Annotated in this window: 26 protein-coding genes, 1 tRNA gene and 1 pseudogene; 20 read left to right on the forward strand and 8 right to left on the reverse strand. The window is 65.5% G+C overall.

Annotated elements, in window-relative coordinates:
• Positions 1-12: 12 nt before the first annotated feature.
• The 5 genes and pseudogenes from AC1D1L_RS30630 to AC1D1L_RS30650 all read left to right on the forward strand — a co-directional run bounded on the left by AC1D1L_RS30630 (position 13) and on the right by AC1D1L_RS30650 (position 7188).
• Positions 13-3690 carry a cobaltochelatase subunit CobN gene (locus AC1D1L_RS30630; RefSeq protein ID WP_477345088.1) on the forward strand — a complete coding sequence of 1226 codons (3678 nt, stop codon included), beginning with the start codon at positions 13-15 and terminating at the stop codon, positions 3688-3690.
• A pseudogene (gene cobG / locus AC1D1L_RS30635) lies at positions 3687-5033 on the forward strand (precorrin-3B synthase); the annotation flags it as partial. The gene AC1D1L_RS30630 and the pseudogene cobG, both read left to right, overlap by 4 nt.
• Positions 5034-5666, forward strand: coding sequence for a precorrin-8X methylmutase (locus AC1D1L_RS30640; protein ID WP_477345130.1), 633 nt, complete (start codon positions 5034-5036; stop codon positions 5664-5666).
• Positions 5663-6427: a precorrin-2 C(20)-methyltransferase gene (locus tag AC1D1L_RS30645; RefSeq protein WP_352584078.1), complete on the forward strand. Its 765-nt coding sequence runs from the start codon at positions 5663-5665 to the stop codon at positions 6425-6427. Before AC1D1L_RS30640 ends, AC1D1L_RS30645 begins: the two co-directional genes overlap by 4 nt.
• Positions 6424-7188 carry a precorrin-3B C(17)-methyltransferase gene (locus AC1D1L_RS30650; RefSeq protein WP_477345089.1) on the forward strand — a complete coding sequence of 255 codons (765 nt, stop codon included), beginning with the start codon at positions 6424-6426 and terminating at the stop codon, positions 7186-7188. The genes AC1D1L_RS30645 and AC1D1L_RS30650 overlap by 4 nt, the downstream gene beginning before the upstream one ends.
• Here the strand turns inward: AC1D1L_RS30650 and AC1D1L_RS30655 are convergent.
• Positions 7152-7910 carry a cobalt-precorrin-6A reductase gene (locus AC1D1L_RS30655; protein ID WP_477345090.1) on the reverse strand — a complete coding sequence of 253 codons (759 nt, stop codon included), beginning with the start codon at positions 7908-7910 and terminating at the stop codon, positions 7152-7154. The genes AC1D1L_RS30650 and AC1D1L_RS30655 overlap by 37 nt on opposite strands.
• 155 nt (positions 7911-8065) lie before the next feature.
• Between AC1D1L_RS30655 and cbiE the strand changes: the two genes are divergently transcribed.
• From cbiE to AC1D1L_RS30695, 8 genes are all read left to right on the forward strand, one after another.
• Complete coding sequence (gene cbiE, locus AC1D1L_RS30660) at positions 8066-9292, forward strand: precorrin-6y C5,15-methyltransferase (decarboxylating) subunit CbiE (protein ID WP_477345091.1); 1227 nt, start codon at positions 8066-8068, stop codon at positions 9290-9292.
• Positions 9289-9789 carry a cobalamin biosynthesis protein gene (locus tag AC1D1L_RS30665; RefSeq protein ID WP_477345132.1) on the forward strand — a complete coding sequence of 167 codons (501 nt, stop codon included), beginning with the start codon at positions 9289-9291 and terminating at the stop codon, positions 9787-9789. The genes cbiE and AC1D1L_RS30665 overlap by 4 nt, the downstream gene beginning before the upstream one ends.
• Positions 9786-10550 carry a precorrin-4 C(11)-methyltransferase gene (gene cobM / locus AC1D1L_RS30670; RefSeq protein ID WP_477345092.1) on the forward strand — a complete coding sequence of 255 codons (765 nt, stop codon included), beginning with the start codon at positions 9786-9788 and terminating at the stop codon, positions 10548-10550. Before AC1D1L_RS30665 ends, cobM begins: the two co-directional genes overlap by 4 nt.
• Positions 10547-11359 (forward strand): uroporphyrinogen-III C-methyltransferase, encoded by an 813-nt coding sequence (gene cobA, locus AC1D1L_RS30675; RefSeq protein WP_477345093.1) that lies wholly within the window; start codon positions 10547-10549, stop codon positions 11357-11359. Before cobM ends, cobA begins: the two co-directional genes overlap by 4 nt.
• On the forward strand, positions 11356-12669 hold the full coding sequence (locus AC1D1L_RS30680) for a cobyrinate a,c-diamide synthase (protein WP_477345094.1): 1314 nt from the start codon (positions 11356-11358) through the stop codon (positions 12667-12669). The genes cobA and AC1D1L_RS30680 overlap by 4 nt, the downstream gene beginning before the upstream one ends.
• Positions 12666-13433 carry an adenosylcobinamide-GDP ribazoletransferase gene (cobS, locus tag AC1D1L_RS30685; RefSeq protein ID WP_477345095.1) on the forward strand — a complete coding sequence of 256 codons (768 nt, stop codon included), beginning with the start codon at positions 12666-12668 and terminating at the stop codon, positions 13431-13433. The genes AC1D1L_RS30680 and cobS overlap by 4 nt, the downstream gene beginning before the upstream one ends.
• Positions 13434-13457: 24 nt before the next feature.
• Positions 13458-14468, forward strand: a complete 1011-nt coding sequence (gene cobT / locus AC1D1L_RS30690; protein WP_477345096.1) for a nicotinate-nucleotide--dimethylbenzimidazole phosphoribosyltransferase — start codon at positions 13458-13460, stop codon at positions 14466-14468.
• A 239-nt stretch (positions 14469-14707) separates the two neighbouring features.
• Positions 14708-14980 (forward strand): hypothetical protein, encoded by a 273-nt coding sequence (locus AC1D1L_RS30695; protein ID WP_155922523.1) that lies wholly within the window; start codon positions 14708-14710, stop codon positions 14978-14980.
• Positions 14981-15158: 178 nt separating this feature from the next.
• Here AC1D1L_RS30695 and AC1D1L_RS30700 read toward each other — a convergent pair.
• Both AC1D1L_RS30700 and AC1D1L_RS30705 read right to left on the reverse strand, forming a co-directional pair.
• Positions 15159-15234: transfer RNA gene (locus tag AC1D1L_RS30700), tRNA-Lys, on the reverse strand.
• A gap of 106 nt (positions 15235-15340) precedes the next feature.
• Positions 15341-16249 carry a PhzF family phenazine biosynthesis protein gene (locus tag AC1D1L_RS30705; protein ID WP_352584059.1) on the reverse strand — a complete coding sequence of 303 codons (909 nt, stop codon included), beginning with the start codon at positions 16247-16249 and terminating at the stop codon, positions 15341-15343.
• Positions 16250-16361: 112 nt separating this feature from the next.
• On the opposite strand from AC1D1L_RS30705, the gene AC1D1L_RS30710 reads away from it, so the two are divergent.
• The 4 genes from AC1D1L_RS30710 to AC1D1L_RS30725 all read left to right on the forward strand — a co-directional run bounded on the left by AC1D1L_RS30710 (position 16362) and on the right by AC1D1L_RS30725 (position 19916).
• Complete coding sequence (locus tag AC1D1L_RS30710) at positions 16362-17651, forward strand: efflux RND transporter periplasmic adaptor subunit (RefSeq protein ID WP_477345097.1); 1290 nt, start codon at positions 16362-16364, stop codon at positions 17649-17651.
• Positions 17652-17655: 4 nt separating this feature from the next.
• On the forward strand, positions 17656-18357 hold the full coding sequence (locus AC1D1L_RS30715) for an ABC transporter ATP-binding protein (protein ID WP_477345099.1): 702 nt from the start codon (positions 17656-17658) through the stop codon (positions 18355-18357).
• 2 nt (positions 18358-18359) lie between these two features.
• Positions 18360-19577, forward strand: coding sequence for an ABC transporter permease (locus AC1D1L_RS30720; protein ID WP_477345100.1), 1218 nt, complete (start codon positions 18360-18362; stop codon positions 19575-19577).
• Positions 19578-19673: 96 nt separating this feature from the next.
• The gene (locus AC1D1L_RS30725) at positions 19674-19916 is read left to right on the forward strand and encodes a hypothetical protein (protein WP_477345101.1); all 243 of its coding nucleotides are present in this window, start codon (positions 19674-19676) and stop codon (positions 19914-19916) included.
• Between the two features lies 1 nt (position 19917).
• Here AC1D1L_RS30725 and AC1D1L_RS30730 read toward each other — a convergent pair whose 3' ends face one another.
• On the reverse strand, positions 19918-20394 hold the full coding sequence (locus AC1D1L_RS30730; protein ID WP_477345102.1) for an Lrp/AsnC family transcriptional regulator: 477 nt from the start codon (positions 20392-20394) through the stop codon (positions 19918-19920).
• 147 nt (positions 20395-20541) lie between these two features.
• Between AC1D1L_RS30730 and AC1D1L_RS30735 the strand changes: the two genes are divergently transcribed.
• Positions 20542-21645, forward strand: coding sequence for a 1-aminocyclopropane-1-carboxylate deaminase (locus AC1D1L_RS30735; protein ID WP_477345104.1), 1104 nt, complete (start codon positions 20542-20544; stop codon positions 21643-21645).
• A 4-nt stretch (positions 21646-21649) separates the two neighbouring features.
• Here the strand turns inward: AC1D1L_RS30735 and AC1D1L_RS30740 are convergent, their stop codons facing one another.
• Entirely contained in the window at positions 21650-22375 is a 726-nt protein-coding gene (locus AC1D1L_RS30740) for an NUDIX hydrolase (protein ID WP_352559242.1), read from the reverse strand.
• A 14-nt stretch (positions 22376-22389) separates the two neighbouring features.
• Positions 22390-23502 carry an endonuclease/exonuclease/phosphatase family protein gene (locus AC1D1L_RS30745; RefSeq protein ID WP_477345106.1) on the reverse strand — a complete coding sequence of 371 codons (1113 nt, stop codon included), beginning with the start codon at positions 23500-23502 and terminating at the stop codon, positions 22390-22392.
• 166 nt (positions 23503-23668) lie between these two features.
• Here AC1D1L_RS30745 and AC1D1L_RS30750 point away from each other — a divergent pair, with 166 nt between their 5' ends.
• A complete protein-coding gene (locus AC1D1L_RS30750; protein ID WP_477345108.1) occupies positions 23669-24244 on the forward strand; it encodes a BA14K family protein in 576 nt (191 codons plus the stop codon).
• 169 nt (positions 24245-24413) lie between these two features.
• Entirely contained in the window at positions 24414-24698 is a 285-nt protein-coding gene (locus AC1D1L_RS30755) for a PilZ domain-containing protein (RefSeq protein ID WP_477345110.1), read from the forward strand.
• An 81-nt stretch (positions 24699-24779) separates the two neighbouring features.
• Here AC1D1L_RS30755 and ilvC read toward each other — a convergent pair whose 3' ends face one another.
• Positions 24780-25799, reverse strand: coding sequence for a ketol-acid reductoisomerase (gene ilvC / locus AC1D1L_RS30760; RefSeq protein WP_112394672.1), 1020 nt, complete (start codon positions 25797-25799; stop codon positions 24780-24782).
• A gap of 19 nt (positions 25800-25818) precedes the next feature.
• The gene (locus AC1D1L_RS30765; protein ID WP_477345134.1) at positions 25819-26475 is read right to left on the reverse strand and encodes a TetR/AcrR family transcriptional regulator; all 657 of its coding nucleotides are present in this window, start codon (positions 26473-26475) and stop codon (positions 25819-25821) included.
• Positions 26476-26571 lie beyond the last annotated feature (96 nt).

Consider the following 26571-nt stretch of genomic DNA (forward strand, 5'->3'; position numbering starts at 1 on the left):
GCACGAGCCGCGATGCACATCCTCACCACGACATCCGCCTCGCTCGACGATCTCGCCGAGCCGGTCGATCTCAGGCAGACGCCGGCGGATATTGTGGCGCTGTCCTTCACCGATAGCGACCTCGCCGGGCTGGCGGCCGCATGGAAGGCTGATGCCGGCCGCCTGCCCTCGATGCGATTGGCGGCGCTCCGCGACCTGCGCCACCCCATGTCCGTCGACCTCTGGGTCGACAGCGTCGCTCGCCACGCCAAGATGATTTTGGTGCGCATCCTCGGCGGCTACGACTGGTGGCGCTACGGCTGCGACCAGCTTGCAGCAATCGCCCGAGAGCGGGGCATCAAACTCGCCCTGCTGCCCGGCGAAAGCCACGACGAGGACCTGCGCCTGATCGAAGCCTCGACGCTGCCGCGTGAGGAACTGGACGCCTTGCTTGATTATTTCCGCGAGGGCGGCCCGGAGAATATGACAGCGCTGATGCAGCGGCTGGCGGGGCTGGCCGGGTACAATGTGGTGGCGGCCGAGCCGGTCGCGGTGCCGAAAGCCGGCTACTACGAGCCAGGCCGCGGCGTCGTCCCCCTCCCCCTTGAGGGGAGGGTCCGGCCGCAGGCCGGGGGTGGGGTCGCCGGTGAAGTGCGCCGACTTTCTGAAGCGCGGCGACAGAAAGAAACGTCGAACCCAGTCGTACCGACCCCACCCGGCCCTGCGGGCCACCCTCCCCTCGAGGGGGAGGGAGACGCCGCAGCTGTCGTGCCCATCCTCTTCTACCGCTCAATGCTGCTGGCTGCCGATGTCGCGCCCATCGATGCCCTCTTTGATGCCCTTCGCCAGCGCGGTATCACCCCGGTCCCGATCTTCGTCTCCAGCCTGAAAGACGCCACCTCCCTCGCCTTCGTCGAAACCGCGCTGGCCTCGCTCAAACCCGCCGCCATCATCACAGCCACCGCCTTCGCTTCCGGTGCCGAGCCCGGCGTGGAAACCCTGTTTGACCGCGCCGGCGTGCCCGTCTTCCAGGTCATCGTCGCCACCACTCGCCGCGACGTCTGGGACAACAACCAGCGCGGCCTAGCGCCCGCCGACCTTGCCATGCATGTCGTGCTGCCCGAACTCGACGGCCGCATCCTTGCCGGCGCGATTTCCTTCAAGGGCGAAAGCGAGACCGACCCCGCACTCGGCCACCGCGCCTTCGCCAACCGGCCGGAACCGGATCGCGTGGCGCAGGTGGCGGATAGGGTAGCGGCGTTTATTCGCCTGCAGGAGACGGCTCGCGCGGCGCGCAAGTTCGCCATACTGATCCCGGATTACCCAAGCGCGCCTGGCCGCACCGGCTATGCCGTGGGCCTGGATGTGCCGTCGAGCGTGCTGGCCATGCTGCATGACCTGAAGGAGCAGGGCTATGCGGTTGAAGGGATTCCGCAATCACCGCGCGCGCTGCTGGATGCGTTGGAGCGGAGTGATGATGGGTTGGGGTTGGGGGAGTATCTCGGGCTCTCCAAGGATTTGCCTGCTGAGGCAATTGCCAAAGTAGAAGCAGCTTGGGGAAAGGCTGAAGAGACGGGTTTGCGCGAGGCGCCCCCCTCTGTCCTGCCGGACATCTCCCCCACTTGGGGGGAGATCAGCAGTTCCGTTGGCGGCTCCCTTCCTGCAATGTCAGCGATTGGCGAAAGCGCAGATGACGGCTCAATCTCCCCCCAAGTGGGGGAGATGTCCGGCAGGACAGAGGGGGGCGTGACAGAACGCCAACCTTCGCTATCAAGCAAAAAGCACTTCCCCTTCCGCGCCGCGACCTTCGGCAACATCACCGTCGCACTTGCCCCCGACCGCGGGCGCTCGGCTGACCGTCGTGCCGACTACCACGACCCGACGCTGCCGCCACGCCACGCCCTGCTCGCCTTCGGCCTGTGGCTGCGCAAATCGCTCGGCATCCATGCTCTCATCCATGTCGGCGCGCACGGCACGCTGGAATGGCTGCCCGGCAAGACGGTCGCGCTGTCGCAAGCCTGCTTTCCCGAGATCGTCACCGGCCCGCTGCCCGTCATCTACCCCTTCATCGTTTCCAATCCGGGCGAAGCAGCACAAGCCAAGCGGCGCATCGCCGCCGTCACCCTTGGCCATTTGCCGCCGCCGCTGACCGGCGCCGGCCTTGACGAGGAACAGCACAAACTGGAACGCCTGGTCGACGAATACGCTCAGGCCGACGGCCTCGACCGCCGCCGCCGCGACCGCCTCGCAAAACTGATCGTCGACACCGCGCGAAAGACCGGCCTTGCCTCCGAAGCCGGTGTCGCCAAGACCGACGCGCCCGATGAAGCGCTGCGCCGTATCGATGCCTGGCTTTGCGACCTCAAGGATTTCGCCATCAAGGACGGTCTGCATATCTACGGCCGGGCACCCGACGACGAACCAGATGCCATGCGCCTGCAAAGCGTTGCTGCCGAGAAGTCGGCGCTGCTTGCCGCGCTGGATGGCCGCCACGTCAAGGCTGGTCCGGCTGGCGCGCCGGCGCGTGGTCGCTCCGATGTGCTGCCCACTGGCCGCAACCTGTTCACCTCCGACCCGCGCACCATGCCGACGCCGACCGCCTATGATCTGGGCCGAGCGGCGGCGGAAGAAGTGGTGCGCGGCTACATGCAATCGCATGGCGACTGGCCGCGCTCGCTGGTCATCGACCTCTGGGGCTCGGCGTCGCTGCGCACCGGCGGCGAGGAAATAGCGCAAGGGCTGGCGCTGATGGGCTGCCGGCCGCAATGGGATTCTGCAACAGGCCGCATCACCGGCATCGAGGTGCTGCCTCCGGCCGCCCTCGGCCGCCCGCGTGTCGACGTCACTTGGCGGATTTCAGGCCTGTTCCGCGACATGTTCCCGACCCAGATCGCGCTGATCGATGCCGCCGCCAACGCCGTTGCCGCGCGCGACGAGGACGATTCGGAAAACCCGCTCGCCGCAAAGACCCGCGCCGACGGCAAGCTCAGCCCGCGCATCTTCGGCACCTCGCCCGGCACCTACGGCGCCGGCGTCGAGGACCTTTTGTCGAGCGGCGACTGGGGCGCGCGCGAAGAAATCGGCCGCGCCTATCTCGATGCCACATCGCATGCCTATGGCGGCGCCGAGGGCGAAGGCACCGCCTCGCCCGGCGCGTTCGAGACCCGCATCGCCGAGGCCGATCTTCTCGTCCACACCGGCGACGACCCCGGCCGCGACATTCTCGAAGGCTCCGCTGATGTCGCCTTCATCGGCGGCTTTTCGGCCGCATTGGCAGCGCTGGGCAGGAATGCCGACGTGATCGTGCTCGACACGACGGATCCGCAGAAACCTAAACCGCGCTCGGTGAGCGAAGCCGTATCGCGGGTGGTTCGGGCACGAGCGGTCAACGCGCGGTTTATATCGGGCCAGATGCGCCACGGCCCGCGCGGCGCTTCCGAATTCGCCGAGACGGTCGACCGCCTCATCGGCTTTGCCGAAACCACACACGCCATTTCGGGCGCGCTGATCGAGGCCGTGCATGACGCTTATGTCGGCGATCCTGAGGTGCGCGCCTTCATCCTGCGCGAAAACCCCGCTGCCGCCAAAGTGATCGCCGAACGCTTCCTGTCGGCGCGCAGACGTGGCCTCTGGCATCCCTTGCGCAATTCCGTCGACGACGATCTTGCCGCGCTGATCGCCGAGGCCGAGGCGCTCGGGGTCGCGGCATGAACGCCTTCTCAAGGCGTGGCGCCTGTCCGGCTTTGTCGGCGCCGATGCAGACCGGCGACGGCCTGCTGGTCAGGCTCAATCCGGTTGCCAGAGGTTTGTCGCCGAAGCTGTTGATCGGACTCTGCGAATCCGCCCTGCGGCACGGCAACGGCATCATGGAGGTGACGGCGCGCGGCAGCCTGCAGATCCGCGGGCTGACTGCGGAAAGCGCAGCCCTGCTGGCGGCGGAGGTGGACGCGCTGGGCATTGCGGTGCGCATCGGCGTGCCGGTCGAGACCGGGCCGCTGGCGGGCATCGATCCACAGGAGGTTACCGATCCACGGGCGCTGGCTGAGCGGATCAGGATGGCGGTTGAGGATGCCGGGCTGACGCAACGGCTTGGGCCGAAGGTTTCGGTGGTTGTCGATGGTGGCGGGCAGCTGACGATGGATGGGGTGACGGCCGATGTCAGGCTGAAGGCGGTGCGGGCCGGCGATGGCGTCGTGTGGGCTGTGTCGGTTGGAGGCGACGGTCGAAACGCGAAGGTATTGGCGAAGGTCGATGCGGATGTCGCGAGAGATATCGCCGTCGCTGCACTGAGGATGGTCGCCGAAAAAGGCCGCGAGGCGCACGCTCGGGATTTATCGCAAAGACAGTTGGCCTCTCTTGCAGCTTGGCACTCCGTCACACCCCCCTCTGTCCTGCCGGACATCTCCCCCGCAAGGGGGGAGATCAGCAGTCCCATCGGTCTTTTCCCCATAACCGACGACGCCACCGCTCTCGGCATCGGCCTGCCTTTCGGCAGCATGCCGGCCCAAAACCTTAGTGACCTCGCCAGCCAAGCCTCGAGCCTCGGCGCCACCGAAATTCGCCTCGCTCCCGGCCGTGCCTTGCTCTTCCTCGGCCAACCACCAGCCGTAAACCACCTCCTCCAAACCACCGCTGCCGCCCTCAGTTTCGTCACCTCCGCCACCGACCCCCGCACCCGCATTGCCGCCTGCCCCGGCACTCCTGCCTGCGCCTCCGGCCAGATCGCCACGCGCGACATCGCCGAAACCATCGCCGCCGAAAACGCCGATATCCTCGACTTCACCCTGCACATTTCCGGTTGTGCCAAGGGCTGCGCACACCCCGGCGCGGCGGCGCTAACAATCGTCGGCGGCGAAAACGGAGCCGGACTTGTCGTGAACGCGACGGCAAAGGCCCTTCCTGCGGGCTACAGGCCGGGCTATGACGCCGCGCGCGGCGTCAGTTGCGTCGCAGCAGCGATCCGCAGCGCACGATTTCAGGGCGAAACCGCCGCCGCTTGTCTGACAAGGCTCGGGCCGGCGGCAATCGCCGAAACCTACCGACAGGGAATGAGCATGGCCGCCTACGACTACATCCGTGACGGCAACGCGATCTACGAGCGCTCCTTCGCGATCATCCGCGCCGAGGCCGATCTGTCGCGCTTTTCCGAAGCCGAGGCCGATGTCGCCATCCGCATGATCCATGCCTGCGGCCAGGTCGAAGCATCAAGTCATTTTGTTTTCTCACCCGACTTCGTCGTGGCCGCCCGTGCCGCCTTGGCGGCCGGTGCGCCGATCTTCTGCGATGCGGAAATGGTCTCGCATGGCGTCACCCGCGCCCGGCTGCCCGCCGGCAACGAGGTGATCTGCACGCTGCGCGACCCGCGCACGCACGACATTGCCAAAGACATCGGCAACACCCGCTCGGCCGCCGCGATCGACCTGTGGGGCGAACGGATGGCCGGTTCGGTTGTGGCCATCGGCAACGCGCCGACGGCGCTGTTCTATCTCCTGGAAAAACTGCGCGACGGCGCGCCGAAGCCGGCGGCCATCATCGGCATGCCGGTCGGCTTTGTCGGCGCGGCCGAATCCAAGGATGCATTGGCCGAGAATTCTTATGGCGTGCCCTACGCCATCGTGCGCGGCCGTCTCGGCGGCAGCGCGATGACCGCTGCCGCCCTCAATTCGCTGGCGAGGCCCGGCCTGTGAACGCGCTTCCCAAAGGCCGCCTTGTCGGCATCGGCACCGGTCCCGGCGACCCCGAACTGCTGACGCTGAAAGCCGCGCGCGTCCTGGCCGAAGCCGATATCGTCGCCTATTTCGCCAAGCGCGGCAACAACAGCAATGCCCGCGCCATCGTCGAGGCGCGCTTCCGCCCGGATATGCTCGAACTGCCGCTGCTCTACCCCGTCACCACCGAAATCGACAAGGACGACGACGACTACCGCTCGCAGATCACCGATTTCTACGAGCAGTCGGCCGAAAAGGTAGCCGAACACCTCGAGGCCGGCCGGATGGTGGCGGTGCTGTCGGAAGGTGATCCACTGTTCTACGGCTCCTACATGCATCTGCATGTGCGCCTCGCCCATCGCTTCCCGACCGAGGTCATCCCCGGCGTTACCGCCATGTCCGGATGCTGGTCGCAGACCGGTGTGCCGATCGTCCAGGGCGACGATGTGCTGACGGTTTTGCCCGGAACAATGAGCGAGTTCGAACTCACTCGCCGGCTGGCCGACACCGACGCCGCTGTTATCATGAAGGTCGGCCGCAACCTGCCCAAGATCAGGCGGGCGCTGGAGGCGACAGGCAAATTGACCCGCGCTGTCTATGTCGAGCGCGGCACCATGGCCGGCAGCGTCTCGATGAGGCTCGCCGACAAGCCGGACGACAAGGCACCCTACTTCGCCATCGTGCTGGTCGCCGGCTGGTCCGGCCGGCCTGGTGCTATGGGAATGGGTGCCAAGCCATGAGCGGCCGTCTCACCGTTATTGGCCTCGGACCCGGCAATGCCGATCAGGTCACGCCGGAAGCCAGTCGCGCCGTGGCGGAAGCAAAATTCTTCTATGGCTACAAGCCTTACCTCGACCGGCTCGACTTGCGCCCTGACCAGACCCGCGTCGCCTCCGACAATCGCGAGGAACTCGCCCGCTCCAAGGACGCGCTGGTCAAGGCTGCCGAGGGCCATGATGTCGCTGTCGTCTCCGGCGGCGATCCTGGCGTGTTTGCCATGGCGGCGGCCGTCTGCGAGGCGATCGAGGCCGGCCCGGCCGAATGGCACGCGGTCGATGTCGCCGTCGTGCCTGGCGTCACCGCCATGCTGGCGGTCGCGGCCCGCATCGGCGCGCCGCTCGGTCATGATTTCTGCGCCATCTCGCTGTCCGACAATCTGAAGCCGTGGGATCTGATCGAGCTGCGTCTTTTGGCGGCGGCCGGCGCCGGCTTCGTTATCGCGCTCTACAACCCGATCAGCAAGGCGCGCCCGTGGCAGCTCGGCCGCGCCTTCGAATGCCTGACCGCCATCCTGCCCGGCACCACGCCGGTGATCTTCGGCCGCGCGGCCGGCCGCCCGGACGAGCGCATCGAGGTGTTTCTGCTGGCCGACGTTGAGGCCGAAAAGGCCGATATGGCGACTTGCATCATCATCGGCTCGCCGGAAACAAGGATCATCAAGCGCGGCGACAAGCCGGCGCTGGTCTACACGCCGCGCTCCGCGACGGGGTCGAGACCATGATCGATCATCGCGGCAAGCTCATCGACGGTTTTGGCGGAGGGCACGTCCGGCAGGGCGGGCCTGCGCACCATGACCACCTCGATGCGGAGCGCCCGCGCCGCCGCGATCTTGCCATAGGTCGCCTCGCCGCCGCTGTTCTTGGACACGACGACATCAATGCGCTTGCTTTCGAGCAGCGCGCGTTCATCCGCCTCGCGGAATGGCCCACGCGCCAGCAGGTAAGCCGCATCCGGCACCGCCAGTTTCGGCTCGACCGGATCGACGCTGCGGATGAGATAGTGGTGCTGGGGCGCGGCCTCGAAGGCTGCGACCTCTTGCCGGCCGAGCGCCAGGAAGGCGCGGCGCGGCGCCGGTCCAAGCGCTTGCACGGCATCGCCCACCGTATCCACCAGCGTCCAGCGGTCGCCCTCGACAGGCTCCCAGCCGGGACGGCGCAGCGCCAGGATCGGCACGCCGGTCAGGCGCGCGGCTTGCGCCGCGTTGGCGGAAATCCGCGCGGCATAGGGATGCGTGGCGTCGATCAGCAGATCGATGCGCGCCTCCCTGAGATAGGCGGCCAGCCCATCGGCGCCGCCAAATCCGCCGCTGCGCACCGGCACACCTTGCGCGACCGGGCTTTCGGTACGGCCGGCCAGCGACAGCGTGACGAGGAAATCCGCAACCAGTTTTCCGGCCAATTGGCGCGCTTCCGTCGTGCCGCCGAGGATCAAAATCTTCTTCATGGGCACCATATTGAACAGCGCCGGCGCTGCCCCTCACCCTTACCCTCTCCCCGTGAAGAACGGGGAGAGGGAGGCGTCAGCGTCGGAGCTTCCCCCTTCTCCCCGTCACTATACGGGGAGAAGGTGCCGGCAGGCGGATGAGGGGCGGCGCCGACATGTCAAAAAATCAGCCAACACCAAAATGGCTCACCATCGTCGGCATCGGCGAGGACGGTTTAGCGGGTCTCGGCGACGAGGCCAAGCGGCTGATCGCCGAAGCGGAAATCGTCTTCGGCGGCAAGCGGCATCTGGCGCTGGTGACTTCGCTTGCCAAGGGCAAGCAACGCCCGTGGCCGGTCCCCTTCGATGCCGGCATGGCCGATGTGCTGGCGCTGGCCGGCCGGCGCGTCTGCGTGCTCGCCTCCGGCGACCCGTTCTTCCATGGTGTCGGCGCCACTCTTGCCCGCAAGGTCGAGCCACAGGAGATGCATGTCATCCCTGCACCCTCGGCCATTTCGCTGGCCGCCGCGAGGATTGGCTGGGCGCTACAGGACATCGAGATGGTGTCGCTGCATGGGAGGCCGCTCGACCTGATCCGGCCGTTGCTGCAGCCGAATGCGCGCATCCTGGCGCTGACATCTGACGCCGATGCACCGGCGGCAATCGCGCGCCTGCTCACAGAGCTCGATTTCGGCGCTTCGCGGCTGACGGTCCTGGAAGCGCTGGGCGGACCGAACGAGAAGCAGCGTTCCGCTCGAGCCGACGCTTTCGATCTTGGCGATATCAATCCGCTCAACGTGCTGGCGCTCGAACTTGAATCGACACCGGAAGCTCGCATCCTGCCGCTAACCGCTGGCCGCGCCGATCACCTGTTCGAGCATGACGGCCAGATCACCAAGCACGATATCCGCTCCATCACGCTTGCGGCGCTGGCGCCAAGGCGTGGTGAATTGCTGTGGGATATCGGTGCCGGTTCCGGCTCCATCGGCATCGAATGGATGCTCGCTCACCCCTCGATGCGCGCCATCGCCATCGAGGCCAACAGCGAGCGCGCGGCCCGCACCACCCGCAACGCCGCGCATTGCGGCGTTCCCGGCCTTGTCGTGGTCGAAGGCAAAGCACCCAAGGCGCTGGCCGGGCTGGCCACGCCGGACGCGATCTTCATCGGTGGCGGCGGTAGTGTTTCAGGTGTTTTGAACGCAGCCATCAAGGTGCTGCGTTCCGGCGGTCGTCTGGTCGCAAATGCTGTCACTCTGGAGATGGAAACTCTGCTCCTCGCCCAGCATACCAAGCGCGGCGGCGACCTCACCCGCATCGCCATCTCCCGCGCTTCCCCTGTTGGCTCGATGCAGGCCTGGCGGCCGGCCATGCCGGTCACCCAATGGAGCTGGGTGAAGCCATGATGGTCGCAGGTATCGGCAGCCGCAAGGGCGTGAGCGTCGAAGACGTGCTGGCGGCGATCGAAACTGCCCTCGAAGCGCATGGGCTGGCGATGACGGCGCTGTCCGCCCTGGCGACGACCGAATTCAAGCGCAACGAAGAGGCCATTTTCGCTGCAGGCCGTGAGCTCAACCTCCCAGTGATAGTAGTGGATGTTGCTGGCACCGAACCGTCGTTCCCCCTCACCCAGCCTCCGCTTCGCTCGGCTGACCTCTCCCCGGGGGGAGAGGAGATTACCGGCGTCGACGCGAGCACCTTCTCCCCAGCGGGGAGAAGGTGGCCCGAAGGGCCGGATGAGGGGGCCGCCTCGCGCAACCTCTCGCAAGAACTCACCGGCACGCCATCCGTCTCCGAAGCCTCCGCCCTTGCCGTTGCCGGCGCCGGAGCAAAACTGCTCGGGCCGCGCACGGTGCTCGGCCCGGTCACCTGCGCCATCGCCATCAGCGGAGACGCGCCATGACCGTGCATTTCATCGGCGCCGGCCCGGGCGCTGCCGACCTCATCACACTGCGTGGCGCCAAGCTTCTGGCAAGCTGCCCGGTCTGCCTGCATGCCGGCTCGATCGTCGCCCCCGAATTGCTGCAGCACTGCGCGCCGGGAACGAAACTGATCGACACAGCACCGATGTCGCTCGACGAGATCGAGGCTGAGTATGTGGCTGCCCATCAGGCCGGCCACGATGTCGCCCGCCTGCATTCCGGCGATCTCTCGGTGTGGAGCGCCGTGGCCGAGCAGATCCGCCGGCTGGAAAAGCATGGCATCCCTTACACACTGACGCCGGGTGTCCCCTCCTTCGCCGCCGCTGCCGCAGCGCTGCGTCGCGAACTGACCATTCCCGAAGTGGCGCAAAGCCTGGTGCTGACCCGCATCTCCGGCCGCGCCTCGAAAATGCCGCCCGGCGAAACGCTGGCCGGCTTCGGCCGCACGGGTGCCACGCTCGCCATTCATCTGGCCATCCACGCCATCGACCGCGTCGTCGCCGAATTGACGCCGCACTACGGCGGCGATTGCCCGGTGGCGATCGTGTTTCGCGCCTCCTGGCCGGACGAGCGCGTGCTGACCGGCACGCTGGCGACCATCGAGGCGCTGCTCGCCGCCGATCCGATGGAGCGCACGGCGATCATCTTCGTCGGCTCTTCGCTGGCGGCGGAAGGTTTTGGCGAGAGTTCATTATACGACGCCCACTATCAGCGGCGTTTTCGCGGACGGGACGGATTGTGAGCGGCAAGACCAAAAGCGAAAACACCACGCTCGAAAAGGCGCTGTCGCGGCTCAACTTCAAGCCGCGTGCGCTTGAGCCCGGCCATGTCTGGCTGGCCGGCGCCGGTCCCGGCGATCCAGGCTGCCTGACGCTGGAAGTGCTGGCGGCTTTGGCCGATGCCGATGCGCTGGTCTACGACGCGCTGGTCTCCCCCGATGTTGTCGCCGTGGCGGACAAAGCCGAGCTGTTCTTTGCGGGAAAACGCGGCGGCAAGCCGTCGATGAAGCAGGACGACATCACCGCTTTGCTGGTGCGGCTGGCGCGCGACGGCCGTCGCGTCGTCCGGCTGAAGGGCGGCGACCCCTACATTTTCGGCCGTGGCGGCGAAGAGGCACTGGCGCTGGCGCGGGAAGATATCCCGTTTCGCGTCCTGCCCGGCCTGACATCGGGGCTGAGCGCGCTGGCCGCCACCGGCATCCCGGCCACCATGCGCGGCATCAACAAGGCGGTGATCCTGGCGACCGGGCACGCCGCCGGCACCGATGACGATCTCGACTGGGCAGCGATCGCCCGCACCGGCCAGCCGGTGGTCATCTATATGGGCATGGCCAATCTGCCCATCATCGCCGCGTCCCTGCTCGAAGGCGGGCTGGCGCCATCGACGCCGGCGGCGGTCATCGTTTCGGCGACGACGCCGCAGGAGCGAACCGTCGTCGCCACGCTCGCCACCATCGCCGAGGCTGCCGCCGCTGCCGGGCTCGCCTCGCCGGCGCTCATTGTCGTCGGCGGCATTGTCGCCATGCGCGCGGCACTGGCGGGCGACGCATGACCCGCGCCATCATCATCGGCGCGCCGCGCTCCGGCTCCGGCAAGACCAGCGTCACCATCGGCATTTTGCGCGCGCTCGCCCGGCGTGGTCTGAAAGTGCGCGGCGCCAAATCCGGCCCCGACTATATCGATCCCGGTTTCCACACGGCGGCGACCGGGCTTTCCGGCGTCAATCTCGACAGCTGGGCGATGTCGCCCGACCTGCTCAATGCACTGGCCGGCAACGCCACAGCGGATGCCGATTTCATCTTCCTCGAAAGCGCCATGGGCCTGTTCGACGGCATCCCCGCCGGGCAAGGCCGCACCGGCTCGGCCGCCGATCTGGCGCGGCTCTACCACCTGCCGGTCCTTTTGGTGCTCGATGTCTCCGGCCAATCGACCACGGCGGCCGCCGTCGCCAAGGGTTTTGCCACCTATGACCCAGACGTGCGCATGGCCGGCGTCGTGCTCAACCGTCTCGGCAGCGAGCGCCACCGCAAGCTGTGCAGCGAGGCTATCGAAGCGCTCGGCCTGCCGGTCGTCGGCAGCATCTTGCGCGATCCCTCGCTCAATCTGCCGGAGCGCCATCTCGGCCTCGTCCAGGCCGGCGAATATGCCGACCTGATGGCGCATCTCGACCGCTTGGCAGATATGGTCGAGAAATCCCTCGACCTCGACGCCATCATGGCGCTGGCAGCACCCTTTTCGCCGGCGCCGGGCAGTTTCGAAAATGCCTTGCCGCCGCCCGGCCAGCGCATTGCGCTCGCCGAAGACGCCGCATTCACCTTCCTCTATCCGCATGTCGCAGCCTATTGGCGCAAGGCCGGTGCGGAGATCGTGCCGTTCTCGCCGCTAGCCGACGAAGCGCCGGCGCAGGATTGCGATGTCTGCTGGCTGCCCGGCGGCTATCCCGAGCTGCACGCCGGCCGTCTTGCGGCGGCAATGAATTTCCGCGCGGGCATGGCGCGTTTCGCCGAGACAAAGCCCATCCATGGCGAGTGCGGCGGCTTCATGGTGCTGGGTGAAGCACTGGAGGATGCGGCCGGCGAGACACACGCCATGCTCGGCCTGCTCGGCCATTCCACCAGCTTCGCCAAGCGCAAGATGAACCTTGGCTACCGCGAGGCGCGGCTGCGCGCCGCCTGTCCGCTGGGCGCGCAGGGCGCGCTGATCCGCGGCCACGAATTCCATTATGCGCAGATGATTGCGACCGGTAATGACGAGCCGCTGGCCGATCTCGCCGACGGCCAGGGCAATCCGCTCGGCGCCTCCGGCTACCGGCGCGGCCATGTCAGCGGCACCTTCTTCCATGCCATTGCGAGGGCTGCATGACCGTCGTTCCCTCGCCCCGGCAGGCGCTTGACGACGTCGCGCTTAGCCTCGTCTTCTTCACCCGGCTGCCGCTGCCGGTCTTCGACTTTCGCGACCGCAGCCTTGCCGATGCGATCTGGGCTGCACCTGTCGCCGGCCTCGCCGTGGCAGTGGTTGGCGCCGTCGTCTACGCCATTGGGATAAAACTCGGCCTGGCCGCCGGTCCGGCGGCCGCCCTTGTCCTTGCGGCAACGCTGCTCGCCACCGGCTGCCTGCATGAGGACGGGCTGTCGGATGTCGCCGACGGCTTTGGCGGCGGCAAGACGCGCGATAAAAAACTGGAGATCATGCGCGACAGCCGAATCGGCGCCTATGGCGCTTCGGCGCTTGGCCTGTCGCTGCTCATCCGCTGGAGCGCGCTGTCGCAACTCGCCAATCCGACAAGCGTTCTCTTCGCCCTGATTGCCGCCCATGCCGCTTCGCGCGGCCTGCTCGGCGCCTTCATGCACCTGTCGCCGCCGGCGCGCAGCGACGGCCTGTCCGCAGGCGCTGGCACCGTGTCGGCGCAAACCGCTGTTCTCGGCGCAGTGCTCGGCGCCGCAGCACTGCTGGCGCTGGGGCTGGGAGGTGCGTTTACCGCGCTGATCCTGCTGGCGCTCGTGTTCAGCGCCTTGCGCGCGCTCTGCCTCAACCAGATTGGCGGCCAAACCGGTGACACGATCGGCGCCTTGCAGCAGCTCGGCGAGATCATAGTGCTGCTGGTCGCTACCGTTTCCCACACCTGAATCACGTCCGGAGATTGCTTCCCCATGCCCTTCAAATCATTCGATGAACTGCGCGCCGCTTGCCTTGACCTGCCTGCCGGCAGCGACACGGCTGCCAATGCCGTCTCCCGCCGCCAGGACACGCTGACCAAGCCACAAGGCAGCCTTGGCCGGCTGGAGACCATCGCCGCCTGGCTGGCCCGCTGGCAGGGCCGCGACATGCCGAAGCTCGACCGTGTGAAGGTCTTCGTCTTCGCCGGCAATCACGGTGTCACAGCGCAAGGCGTGTCGGCCTTCCCCTCGGAGGTTACTGTACAGATGGTGGCGAATTTCGCCGGCGGCGGTGCTGCCATCAACCAGCTTGCCCGCATCGCCGGTGCGGAACTCGATGTCATCCCGCTCGACCTCGACCACCCGACCGGCGACTTCACACAAACGCCGGCAATGGACGAAAAGGCGTTTCTTGCCGCCGTCTCCGCCGGTCATGACGCGGTGACGAAAGACCTCGACCTCGTCTGCTTCGGCGAAATGGGCATCGGAAACACCACACCGGCAGCCGCCATCTCGACTGCCCTGTTCGGCGGCGGCGCGGAAAAATGGACCGGGCGCGGCACCGGCGTTGATGACGCCGGGCTGAAACGTAAGGTCACGGCCATCGAAGCCGGCCTCAAACGCCATGCCGACGCGCTGTCCGATCCGCTGAAGATCGCCGCTGCCTTGGGCGGGCGCGAACTCGCCGCCATCTTCGGCGCCACGCTTTCCGCGCGTCGCAACAATGTCCCGGTGCTGCTCGACGGCTTCGTCTGCACGGCCGCCGCGGCGCCCTTGGCAAGGCTGCACCCAAGCGGCCTCGCCCACACCATCGCCGCCCATGTCTCGGCCGAATCCGGCCACCGCCGCCTGCTGGAAGCGCTCGGCCTGCCGCCGCTACTCGACCTCGGCATGCGGCTCGGCGAAGGCTCCGGCGCCTGCCTCGCCGTCAACATCGTCCGCTCGGCGCTGGAATGCCATGTAAGGATGGCCAGCTTTGCTGAGGCCGGTGTGTCGGAGAAGTAGCCAGGGCGATTTGACGGGAGCGCGCCGGCCCGCTTCACTGACGATCGTCGGGCCGGTCGCTGGCACTGGTGGCTCGAACGGCACGGCCGCTGAAAGATTCCCCCTTGGGAACATTGGCCCGCTGCTTCTGTGGTGGGCTCTTTTTACTGGCTCTAGTCGCCGTCGTTGCCGACAAAATGTGATTGACGTAACGTCGACTAGGCGCAATCATTACGGTTGTGCAGGGTGAGGGCGTTTCAATGAAACTCGTTGTCTTTGGCGTAGCAATAGTATTGGCCGCCACCGGAGCAGCTGTTGCGAAAGAGAAGAAAAAGGTGGCCACCGCTCAGGCTACAACCTCGTGTTCTACAGCTCATAAGAAGGCTGGCAGCAAGCCGACCGCGAAACCGGACTGCAAATCGACAGGCACCGTGGTTGCGCGGCCGTCAAATAGGGCCGAAAACTTCCTGGATCATTATAATCCGCGCTTAGGGTATGACACCAGTCCGTGGTTTCAAACTGGCTTTAATTGATGGCGGCTTCGGCTTCCGGGCCTTTCTTTATCCAGCGCGGCCTCCCCTCCTTCGCCAAATAGCGCACCGGGGCTTACCGGCCGCCGAGTTTAAGGCAATCTGCCCCATGATTGAGGCATGCCGAGGCGCGTCAACGCGTCCCGCATTCCAAGGTCTTCCACCAACTTTTCGAAAAATTTGGTGGGTGCGCACAGGATTGAACTGTGGACCCGCTGATTAAGAGTCAGCTGCTCTACCAACTGAGCTACGCACCCACTCGACCGGTAAAACCGGCGTCGGCGGGCATATAGCCGCCGATACCGGTCCTGTCCAGCCCTGCCGGAATCATTTCCCGACAAATAGCTGAACTGCCGCAGGCGGTCAGACGAACAGTCTGCCTTCCGCCACCTTCACCGCATGGCCGCCGATGCGGGCGGAGGCCAGTTTTCCGCCTTCGACAGTGAGTTCGAGACGGATGCGCGACGGTCGGCCCATCTCCAGCCCCTGCTCGATCCACAGCTGCGAAATGCCGTCGGTGGGGGCGTCGAAATGCATGATGGCGCCGGCAAAGGCCGCCGCGGCCGACCCGGTCGCCGGATCCTCGTAGGACGGCGTGCCCGGCACGATCATGCGGACATGGAAGGCGCTGTCATGGTTCACCGTCTGGCGGCAATAGACGTACGGGCTGGCGAAAGCCCATTCGCTCTTGCGCGGCGCCAGTTCCGACCATGCCTGGTTGTCGAGCTTGATCCGGGCTGCCGCCTCCAGATTGGCGACCGGGATCGTGACGTAGGGCACGCCGGCGGACCAGAACGACACCAGGTGATTCTCGAAGCCGATCTCATGCGGCGCCAGGCCAAGGGCCGCACCAATCGCTTGCGGGTCGGCTTCGAGCTTCAACGGTTCCGGCAGCTTCGCCAGATCGAACTCGGCAAAGGTGGCGCCATCGTGCCGGCTGACGGCGCAGCGCACCGGGCCGATATTCTCCTCCAGCACGAAGATGCCGGCGTCGCCCTCGCCTGCCAGTTCGGCCAGCGCAATCGCCGCACCGACAGTCGGGTGGCCGGCAAACGGCATTTCATAGTCGGGCGTGAAAATGCGGATGCGGTTGCGATGCTTGGGATTGTCCGGCGACAGCACGAAGACCGATTCGGACAGGTTGAACTCGCGCGCAATGGCCTGCATGGCTGCCGTATCCAGCCCCTTGCTGTCCAACACGACAGCCAGCGGATTGCCGGCCAGCCGTTCGGTCGTAAACACATCGTAAAGCAAGTAATTGCGCGTCTGCATCTTGGAAAACCTCCCGCCTCAATCCGAACATGGCCGAAATTTAATTTGATATTCGAACCAGTAAGCCTGATCTGTGCACCTATAGGGACATTACGCTTCATAGGGGTCCGGCGTGGACCAGCTTGTCAATCTGCCAAAGACGGAATCGGATTCCGCCATCGAGGCGGCGCTCGGACTTGACCGCAACGGCGTGCGCAAGAAGCGCCGCCGCGGCTGGCTATACGCGCTGCTGGCGCTGATCGCCATTGCCGGTGGTCTCGCCGGCTACCAATGGTATTCCGGCTCTCCCGCCAAGATCGACTACACCACCACGCCGGCCACAATTGCCGACCTCACCGTCGCAGTGTCAGCAACCGGCACGCTGCAGCCCCTCACCCAGGTCGACATTTCAAGCGAGCTGTCCGGCATCATACGCTCCGTCTCGGCCGAGGAGAACCAGCAGGTCAAGAAGGGCGACGTGCTGGCGACGCTCGACACGGTGAAACTCGAGGTCCAGATCGAACGAGCCGAGGCTTCGGCCAAGGCCGCCGCCGCCAATGTCGAGGACGCCACGGTAACGCTGGCCGAGAACGAGAAGGCGCTGGTGCGCGCCGCCGAACTGACCAAACGCGGCATGGCGACCGACCAGTCGCTTGAGGCCGCAACCGCCACGCGCGACCGCTCCAAGGCGGCACTCGACAGTGCCGAGGCCAATCTCGCCATCGCCCAGGCCGACCTCAAGGCGCAGCAGACCGACCTTGCCAAGAGCACGATTTACGCCCCGATCGACGGCATCGTGCTGACGCGCTCGGTCGACCCCGGCCAGACGGTCGCCTCCTCGCTGCAGGCGCCGGTGCTGTTCATCATCGCCGCCGATTTGCGCAACATGGAGCTGGTGGCGGCGGTCGACGAGGCCGATATCGGCGCGGTCAGGCCCGGCCAACATGCGCGCTTCACCGTCGACGCCTTTCCCGAGCGGCCGTTCGACGCCGAAATCCGCGACATCTCCTACGCCTCGGTCACCACCGACGGCGTCGTCACCTACAATGCGCGGCTCGAGGTCAACAACGACGAGTTGTTGCTGCGGCCCGGCATGACCGCCACCGTTTCGGTCGTCACCAAACAGGCCAAGCGCGTGCTCACCGTGCCGTCTACCGCCTTCCGCTACCGCCCGGCGCAGCAGGCCGCGCGCGCTTGGAGCCTAAGCGACCTGTTTACAGGTCGCATGGGCCGTCCGGGCGGCAATCGCCGCCAGCAGGTGGCGGCACCCACCGACGGCTCACGCACACTCTATGTGCTGGAGAACGGCCGGCCGCATCCTGTCAACGTCAAGATCGGCTCCACCGACGGTGAACTGACCGAGATCACCTCCGGCCTCGACGAAGGCGCTCAGGTGATCACCGCCTCGCAGCTGCGGAGCTGACGCCGTGGCCGCGGCCCTCATCGGCTTCGATACGGTCTGGAAAAGCTATGGCCAGGGCGAAGCCACGGTGCATGCGCTGGCCGGCGTCGACCTTGCCATCCAGCGCGGCGAATTCGTCGCCATCATGGGTCCTTCGGGCTCGGGCAAGTCGACGGCGATGAACATTATCGGTTGCCTCGACACGCCGACCGCCGGCACCTATTCCTTCATGGGCATCGATGCCGGCCGGCTCGACCGCAACCGCCGCGCCCTGCTGCGCAATCTCTACATCGGCTTCGTCTTCCAGGGCTACAATCTGTTGCCGCGCACCACGGCGGCGGAGAACGTCGAGCTGCCGCTGATCTATCGCGGCGCCCCTGCCCGCGAGCGCCGCGAACTCGCCATGCAGGCGTTGGCCGAGGTCGGCCTTGTCGGGCGCGAGCACCACACGCCGGCAGAACTCTCCGGCGGCCAGCAGCAGCGCGTGGCGATCGCGCGCGCCATCGTCACCAGGCCGACGCTGCTCGTCGCCGACGAGCCGACCGGCAATCTCGACACCGCCCGCACGCACGAGATCATGGAGCTGTTGACGAGGCTGAACCGCGAGCTTGGCCTGACCATCGCCATGGTCACCCACGAGGCCGACGTCGCCGAATATGCCGAGCGCACCATCCGCTTCCTCGATGGCCACGTCGCTTCCGATTCCTCGAAACTGGAAGTGGCCTAACCATGATCTGGGAAACCGTCCGCCTGTCGCTGCGCTCCATCCGCCGCAATGTGCTGCGCTCGTTCCTGACACTGCTCGGCATTGTCATCGGCGTTGCCGCCGTCATCGCCATGCTGACCATCGGCTCCGGCGCCACGGCCAAGGTCAAGTCCGACATTGCCAAGCTCGGCTCGAACCTGCTCGTCGTCCGCTCTGGCCGCCCTGCAGGCACTGGCGGACCGGGAGGGCTCGACCAGGCGATGCGGCCGCTGGCCGACAAGGATGTTGCCGCCCTCGTCGCGCATCTGACCGGGGCACGCGCCATTTCGCCGGCCTCGCAAAAACAGGTGCGTGTCATCTTCGGCACCGAGAGCCTGACCTCGGGCGTCACCGGCACCGATAGCGCCTATCTCGACGCCCGCGACTGGAAGCTCGTTTCGGGCCGGCCGTTCAGCGATTCCGAAACACGCTCGGGCACCGGCGTCTGCCTGATCGGCGAGACCGTGCGCCAGCAATTCTTCGGCGCCGGCGAGCCTGAAGGCGAGATCATCCGCGTCAACCGCACCTCGTGCAAGATCATCGGCCTGCTCGAACCCAAGGGCTATACCGGCTTCGGCCAGGACCAGGACAATGTCGTCTTGATGCCGCTTGCCGCCTACCAGCGCCGAATCGCCGGCAACCGCGACATCGACAACATTTATGTCGCCGCCGACGACCGCACGCCGACCACAGAATTGCAGCCGCGCGTCGAGGATATTCTGCGCGACACCCGCCGCATCACGCCCGACCGCGAAGACGATTTCTCGATCCGCGACATGACCCAGATCGCCGACGCCATGGCCAGCGCCACCACCACCATGACCGGCATGCTCGGCGCCGTGGCCGGCGTCAGCCTGCTTGTCGGCGGCATCGGCATCATGAACATCATGCTGGTCTCGGTCACCGAACGCACGCGCGAGATCGGCATCCGGCTCGCCATCGGCGCGCATGAAAAGCACATACTGATTCAGTTCCTGGTCGAGGCGACGGTGCTGTCGCTGCTCGGCGGCATTATCGGTATCCTGATCGGTCTCACATTGGCCGGCCTCGCCTCGGCGACGCTGGCCATACCGTTCGCGCCAAGCCCGGCGGTCATCCTGCTTGCCGTCGGGTTTTCGGCGCTGATCGGCATGGTGTTCGGCTTCTTCCCGGCGCTGCGCGGCGCCAGGCTCGATCCGATCGACGCGCTGCGGCACGAGTAATTGCTATCCACAACTTGGGTGCATGCCGACGCCGGCAACGCTGTCGTCGTCCGATCTACGATGCTAAGGCAATGCATCTCTGGTCGAGGAATGGTAATGAGCAAGAAGGCACGGCTGATCCTGGCGATGATAATCATCGAAGGCGCCCTTGCCGGCATCTGGTGGTATCTCGCCAGCTACGGCGCGGCCAATCCTGATCGCGTCACAGCCGATTTCCAGGGCGTCGTCGGCCAGACGATGGGCACGGCGATGGGTGGGTTGCTTGGGCTCGGCCTTGTCTTGTTTGTCGTCGCCGCCCGCAACGACCGCAAGGCGGCGCAGGAAAAGGCGAAGCGCTGAGTCAAAACGGCAGCCTTGCATTCTCCTTGACCTCCTTCATGACGAAGAAGGTTCGGGTTTGCCGAACGCCCGGCAACGCAATCAGCTTCTGCCCATGCAGCTTGTTGAAATCCGCCATGTCGCGGACCCTGATCTTCAGGAGATAATCGAAGTCGCCGGCGACGAGATTGCAATCCAGCACCTCCTTGAGCTCGAGCACGGCCTCTTCGAAAGCGGCGAAGCTTTCCGGTGTCGAGCGGTCGAGCACGACGCCGACCATGACCAGCGCGCCGAGACCGACCGCAACCGGCGCGATCTCCGCCCTCACCCCGGTGATGTATCCCTCTCCGAACAGGCGTTGCGTGCGCCGATGGCAGGTGGCGGCGCTGACATTGACGCGGGCCGCCAGCTCCGCATTGGTCAGCCGTCCCTCGGCCTGAAGGGCGCGCAGGATTTTCACATCGATGCGGTCAAGAGCTTGTGTGGAAGATTCTTCCATTTTGATAGACCTCTGTGGACGATATGACCAATCATATCGCCCGTTTGTGAATCCTGCAAAAATTCTCGGCGCAAGTTTGAGAGCACATTCCGCATGAGATCGCCTATCCTCTGCCTATCGAAACCGACCGCTGGTGGAGACTAATCGGTGTCACTCCTCGCAAAATTCGAACGTTACCCCCTGACCTTCGGCGCGACGCCGATCGAGCATCTGCCGCGGCTGAGCGCGGCGCTGGGCGGGAAAGTACAGGTCTACGCCAAGCGCGACGATTGCAATTCCGGGCTCGCCATGGGCGGCAACAAATTGCGCAAGCTCGAATACATCGTTCCGGATGCCATAGCCTCGGGCGCCGACACGCTGGTATCGATCGGTGGCGTCCAGTCGAACCATACCCGCATGGTCGCCGCAACGGCCGCCAAGATCGGCATGAAGTGCGTGGTGATCCAGGAAAAATGGGTGCCGCACTATGACGCCGTCTACGACCGGGTCGGCAACATTCTGCTGACGCGACTGATGGGCGCCGACAGCCGGCTTGTCGATGAGGGTTTCGACATCGGCATCCGCAAGAGCTGGGAGGACGCCATCCAGTCGGTGAAGGACGCCGGCGGCAAGCCTTATCCGATTCCGGCCGGCGCCTCGGTGCACAAATTCGGCGGGCTCGGCTATGTCGGCTTCGCCGAAGAGGTGGCGCGCCAGGAAGCCGAGCTCGGATTCAAATTCGACTACATCATCGTGTGCGTGGTGACCGGGTCGACGCAGGCCGGCATGATCGTCGGTTTCGCCGCGCAAGGTCGCGCCGACCGCGTGATCGGCATCGACGCCTCCGGAACGCTCGACCAGACCCGCGCGCAGGTCCGGCGCATCGTCGATGACACCGCTGCCCTCGTCGGGCTCGGCCGCACGGTCCGCGACGACGAGATCGTCATCAACCCCGACTATGCATACCCCGCCTACGGTGTTCCCTCGGATGAGACCAACGACGCGATCCGGCTGGCAGCCCGCACCGAGGCCATGATCACCGACCCGGTCTATGAGGGAAAATCGATGCAGGGCCTGATCGATCTGACCCGCAAAGGCTTCTTTCCTGAGGGGTCAAGAATTCTCTACGCCCATCTCGGCGGCGCGCCGGCGATCAACGGTTACAGCTATTACTACAAGGACGACAGCGCCCCGACCCGGCCGCAACCGGCAGCAGGCTCAAAACCTCTGGAAAGCGCGCCACAGGAGACGCTGCCGCCGCTGTTTCCCTGACAGGTCAGGGATCCTCGCCGCTGCGGGCAAAATGCCACTCGACCAGCGGCTTCATATGCGGCGCCAGTCCCTCCGGCAGGTCGGCGGCATGGCGGATGATCACCGGTCCCTCAATCTCCGGCTCGGCCTCGGTGGCGACGAAGGCGCTGATGCGCCGCGCAATCTCATCCGCCGGCTCCTCGACGTGGTAGCGGCGGAAGAGAACCGTGCCGGTCGAAGTCGACAGCGCGTGGTAGCGCCTGCCGCGCGCAGCGCCCGTCAGGTCAAGCCCGGTTTCCTCGCGCACCTCGCGGATCATGTTGAAATCGACATCGACGCGGCCGTCGCGAAAATCGATCGGCTCGAACGAGCCGGCGGCGAAATAGACGCGACCGGCCATGACCGTGTGCGAGCCCATGCGGATCGCCACCAGCGCATTGTCGCCGGCGACCAGCATGGCATGGCCATAGGCGTGCTCGGCGCCGGTCCCTTGCCGGTTCTTGCGCCACAGCATGAAGGTCGAGTACTTCACCGCGTGGCAGCGCCCGGCGAGACGGTTGTCGCGCCAGGCGAGTGCTGACAAAAGCACCACGGTGCCGTCGAACAGCGCGGGTTTGGCTTCGGTCTCAAGCCGCCAGTTTTCAGTGATGGCCTGCGCGTTGTCGCGCTCGAACGGATGCTGGCCGGGGTCGAGCCGAACGTCGATCTCATCGACCGGCAGGATGACATTGCGCGGCAGGTCGAAACTCACGCTCAGGCTCCCACTCAGGCCATATCCAAAGTGATCGCCACCGGACAATGGTCCGAGGCCTTCGGCCGGTCCCAGCCGGCGCGCGGAAAACGCTCCACCGCCTGTCCCGCCGGAAATATGGTGCGCCAGGGCTGGCCGTTGCGGATGATGTCGGGAACGGCCGTCGCATTCTTCGCCGCCAGCCCTTTCGACAACAGGATGTAGTCGAGCTGGCACAGATGGCGCTCCTGCGGCCCGCGCGTGTGGTAGAAACTCCAGCGGTCCATCTCCGGACGGCGCTCGACGACATTCTCGCAAAAGCCGCCGGCGGTCAGCACATTGAGGCAGGACTGGCTCTCGTCTATCACCTGGAAGCGGTAGCCATCGAAGGCGTCGCCCTCGATCTTCACCCGCTGCCGGTAGTCGTTCATGTCGCCGCAGATCGCCCAGCGCTTGTCAGCTGCATGGTCCTTGCTGAAGCGCTCCTCGATGATGCGGCGCACGGCCTGCGCCTCGGCGACGCGCAGCGGCATCGTCGCTTCGCGCCCGTCGAGCCCGTTGCGTGGCGAGCCCATCGATTTGAAATGCACGAGATAGAGCGTCAACGGCACGCCGCCGACCTTGACGTCGACCTCCAGGCAATCGCGCCGGAAGATGCGCTCATTGGCCTGATGCCCGAGTTCGGCCAGCTCCGGCGTGAACAGGCCGAACTGCTCGAAGGTGGCATAGGCATGGCTGGTCATGCGCACGAATTCGATCGGCTGTCCCTGCGCGGTCTCGTTACGCATCATCACGGCAACGTCGATGCCGCGCGAATCATTGCCGGCGGTGGTGTATTTCTGCCGGTAGCCCTCACCCACCATCTTGAAGAGATAGCCATATTCGAAGGCCTTCAGCGCCTCGATATTGTCGACCTCCTGCATGCAGATGATGTCCGCGCGCGTGGCAGCGATGGCGAGCGCGGTCAGCTGGCGCGTGTCGTCGGACTGCGCGATGGCCCGCGCCTGCTCCAGCATCTTGTAGTCGGCCTCGCTCTGGATCTCGAAAAGCGCCAGCGTGCGGTCTTCGTTGAGCTGATTGCGGTAACCGGAGAAATCGAACCTGTTCATCAGGTTTTCGACATTGAAGGTGGCGAGGCGCAGCGACATGGCCCTGACCTTTGCCCGCAAGCAGCCCCAAAAACAAGAGGCCGGCCCTTGCTCGGCGAGGTTGAGGGAACCTTTCCGTTCATCCTCCGTTCAGATGCAAAGGTCCATCAATAGGCCACTTCCTGGGGTCTTCCGGGCGTGGGGCCTGTATCTCTTGGAGAGTGCAATGAACTCGCTCTTTTCTTCCACGGTCAAATCCGGGCTGATAGCGCTCGGTCTCCTCTCGGGTGTTACGGCGCCGTCCGCCGCCGGCCCGATCCTGCAGCCAAACCTCTCAATTCCGTCAAGCACCGCAGCCCCGACGATTACGCCGGTTCGCGACGACTGGGCGGGCGGCAATGACCGCCAGCTCAGCAATTGGCAGTGGCGTCGCCATGACGGCCGTCGCTTTGCCCGGTCAGGCAACTGGAACAACGACAACTGGAATGGCGACGACAACTGGCGCTGGCGTCATCATCGCCATCGTCACAGCCGCGATTTCGATACCGGCGCCGCTGCAGTTCTCGGCCTCGGCCTGGGTCTCGGCCTCGGCAGCATCTACAATAACGGCTATTATAACAACGGCTACTACAATAACGGCTACTACGTGCAGCCGGCGCCCCGCCGCTACTATCGCACGCAGCGCCTTTCCAGCGCCCATGTCCAGTGGTGCTACGACCGCTACCGGTCTTACCGGGCCTGGGATAACACGTTCCAGCCCTACAATGGCCCGCGCCAGCAATGCTGGTCGCCCTATAGCTGAACTATAAGCGACAATGCATGACGGCGCCGCCCATCGCGGCGCCGTTTTCGTTTTGGGGGAACGCTGGATGTCTTGCCGCTAACCACCTGTTTATCGGCTCGGTCTATCCATGATACCGTGCCCCCCATCTGACGATCGCGCCCAATCCGGTCGCGAAGGACAAGCCGTCATGGCCGACAACGAGTTGAGAAACAAACACCGGCAGCGCGTGCTGAAAGGCGCGACGATCCTGCTCGGCCTCACCAATTCCGAGGTCAAGTGCACTGTGCGCAACATGCATGCCGGCGGCGCCGAGCTGAAAGTGCCGATCGACGCGCGCGTGCCGGACGAATTCCTGCTTTATGTGCCGGTCGACGGCATCGGCTACAAGGCCATCGTGCGCTGGCGCCGCGACGACCGCATCGGCGTCCAGTTCACCGGCACCGCGCCGAAGCCGCACTGGCACTATGGCTGAGATCTGACCAGCTGACCGAAGCCAGCATGAAAAAGCCGGCGGATCGCTCCGCCGGCTTCGTCGCAATCCTAAAATTGCGGATTAGTTCTTCGCCTTGTCGACGAGCTTGTTCTTCGAGATCCACGGCATCATCGCGCGCAGCTTGGCGCCGACTTCCTCGATCTGATGGCTGTCATTGTTGCGGCGAATGCCCTTGAAGCGCGACATTCCGGCGCGGTATTCCTGCATCCATTCCGAGGTGAACTTGCCGGTCTGGATGTCCTTCAGCACGCGCTTCATCTCGGCCTTGGTCTCGGCAGTGATGATGCGCGGACCCGAGACATATTCACCCCATTCGGCGGTGTTCGAGATCGAGTAGTTCATGTTGGCGATGCCGCCTTCATAGATCAGGTCGACGATCAGCTTGACCTCGTGCAGACACTCGAAATAGGCCATTTCCGGCGCGTAGCCGGCTTCCACCAGCGTTTCGAAACCGGCGCGGATCAGTTCGACCAGGCCGCCGCACAGAACGACCTGCTCGCCGAACAGATCGGTCTCGCATTCCTCGCGGAAATTGGTCTCGATGATGCCCGAACGGCCGCCGCCGACGCCACAGGCGTAGGACAGAGCGAGATCGAGCGCATTGCCCGACGCGTCCTGGTTGACGGCGACCAGGCATGGCACGCCGCCGCCCTTCTGGTACTCGCCGCGCACCGTGTGGCCGGGGCCCTTCGGCGCGATCATGACGACGTCGACCGAAGCCTTCGGCTCGATCAGGCCGAAATGCACGTTGAGGCCGTGCGCGAAGGCGATCGCCGCACCATCGCGGATGTTCGGCGCGATCTCGTTCTTGTAGATGTCGGCCTGCAATTCGTCGGGCGTCGCCATCATCATCAGGTCGGCCCATTTGGCGGCATCCGCCACGCTCATCACCTTGAGCCCGTCGGCCTCGACCTTCTTGGCGGTCGCCGAGCCGGCCTTGAGGCCGATGGCGATCTCCTTGGCGCCGGAATCCTTGAGGTTGAGCGCATGCGCCCGGCCCTGGCTGCCATAGCCGATGATGGCGACTTTCTTGCCCTTGATCAGATTGAGATCGGCGTCGCGATCGTAATAGACACGCATTTTGGTCTTCCTTCCCGTTTTATAGATCAGTGGCCCTGCGGCCGGTTTTTGCTCCGAAAAGAGCGAGAAACTGTTGCGTTGCCCGGACGGCATCGCCGCCGATCGCCGCTTCAGTCAATTCCAGCCGGTCGCCGAGCAGAAGGCGGATCTGCACATCGCGGGCGACCAGCCCGAAAAAGCTGCGGAATGCCGTTTCGGCATCCATAAAATCGAGCAGCCCGGCCTGCCTGCCGGCAAGCAGCACCGGCTTCAGCCGCCTGGCCAGCGCAAAGCGGCCATTCTCAAGCACAATGGCGCCGAGATCGTCCTTGCCGGACCCGGCATGGCCGACCGCCACGCGATTCAAGGCAATCGACGTGTCGCTCGAAATCACCTTCAGCCAGTCCGCGGCAAAGCCTTCAAGGCTTGCCGTCAGCGAGGCAAGATCGAGCCTATCGCCGTCGACCGGCACCACACGCACCTTCGAGGCCTGCCACTGCACCGTCGCCGTCAGCAGCCCGTCGCGGTCGCCGAACCATTTGTAGAGCGTTTCCTTGGAGCAGCTGGCGCGGCGCGCAACTGCGGTCATCGTCAGATTGTCGCCCTCCTCGACCAGCAGGCGCAAGGCCGCGTCGAGAACGGCCTTCTGCCGCTCCGTCAGGGTCTCGCTGGTGTCGATGTCGGCGCTTGCCTGCAACACGGTCGTTCCTCGGCGGCAGGCGAGCCAGCAAGAGCGGCAAGCCGTACCGTACGTTACGGTTCGCCGTTCTATGCCGTATTGCACTCAGCCTTG

Source organism: Mesorhizobium sp. P2_D6 (assembly GCF_056404315.1).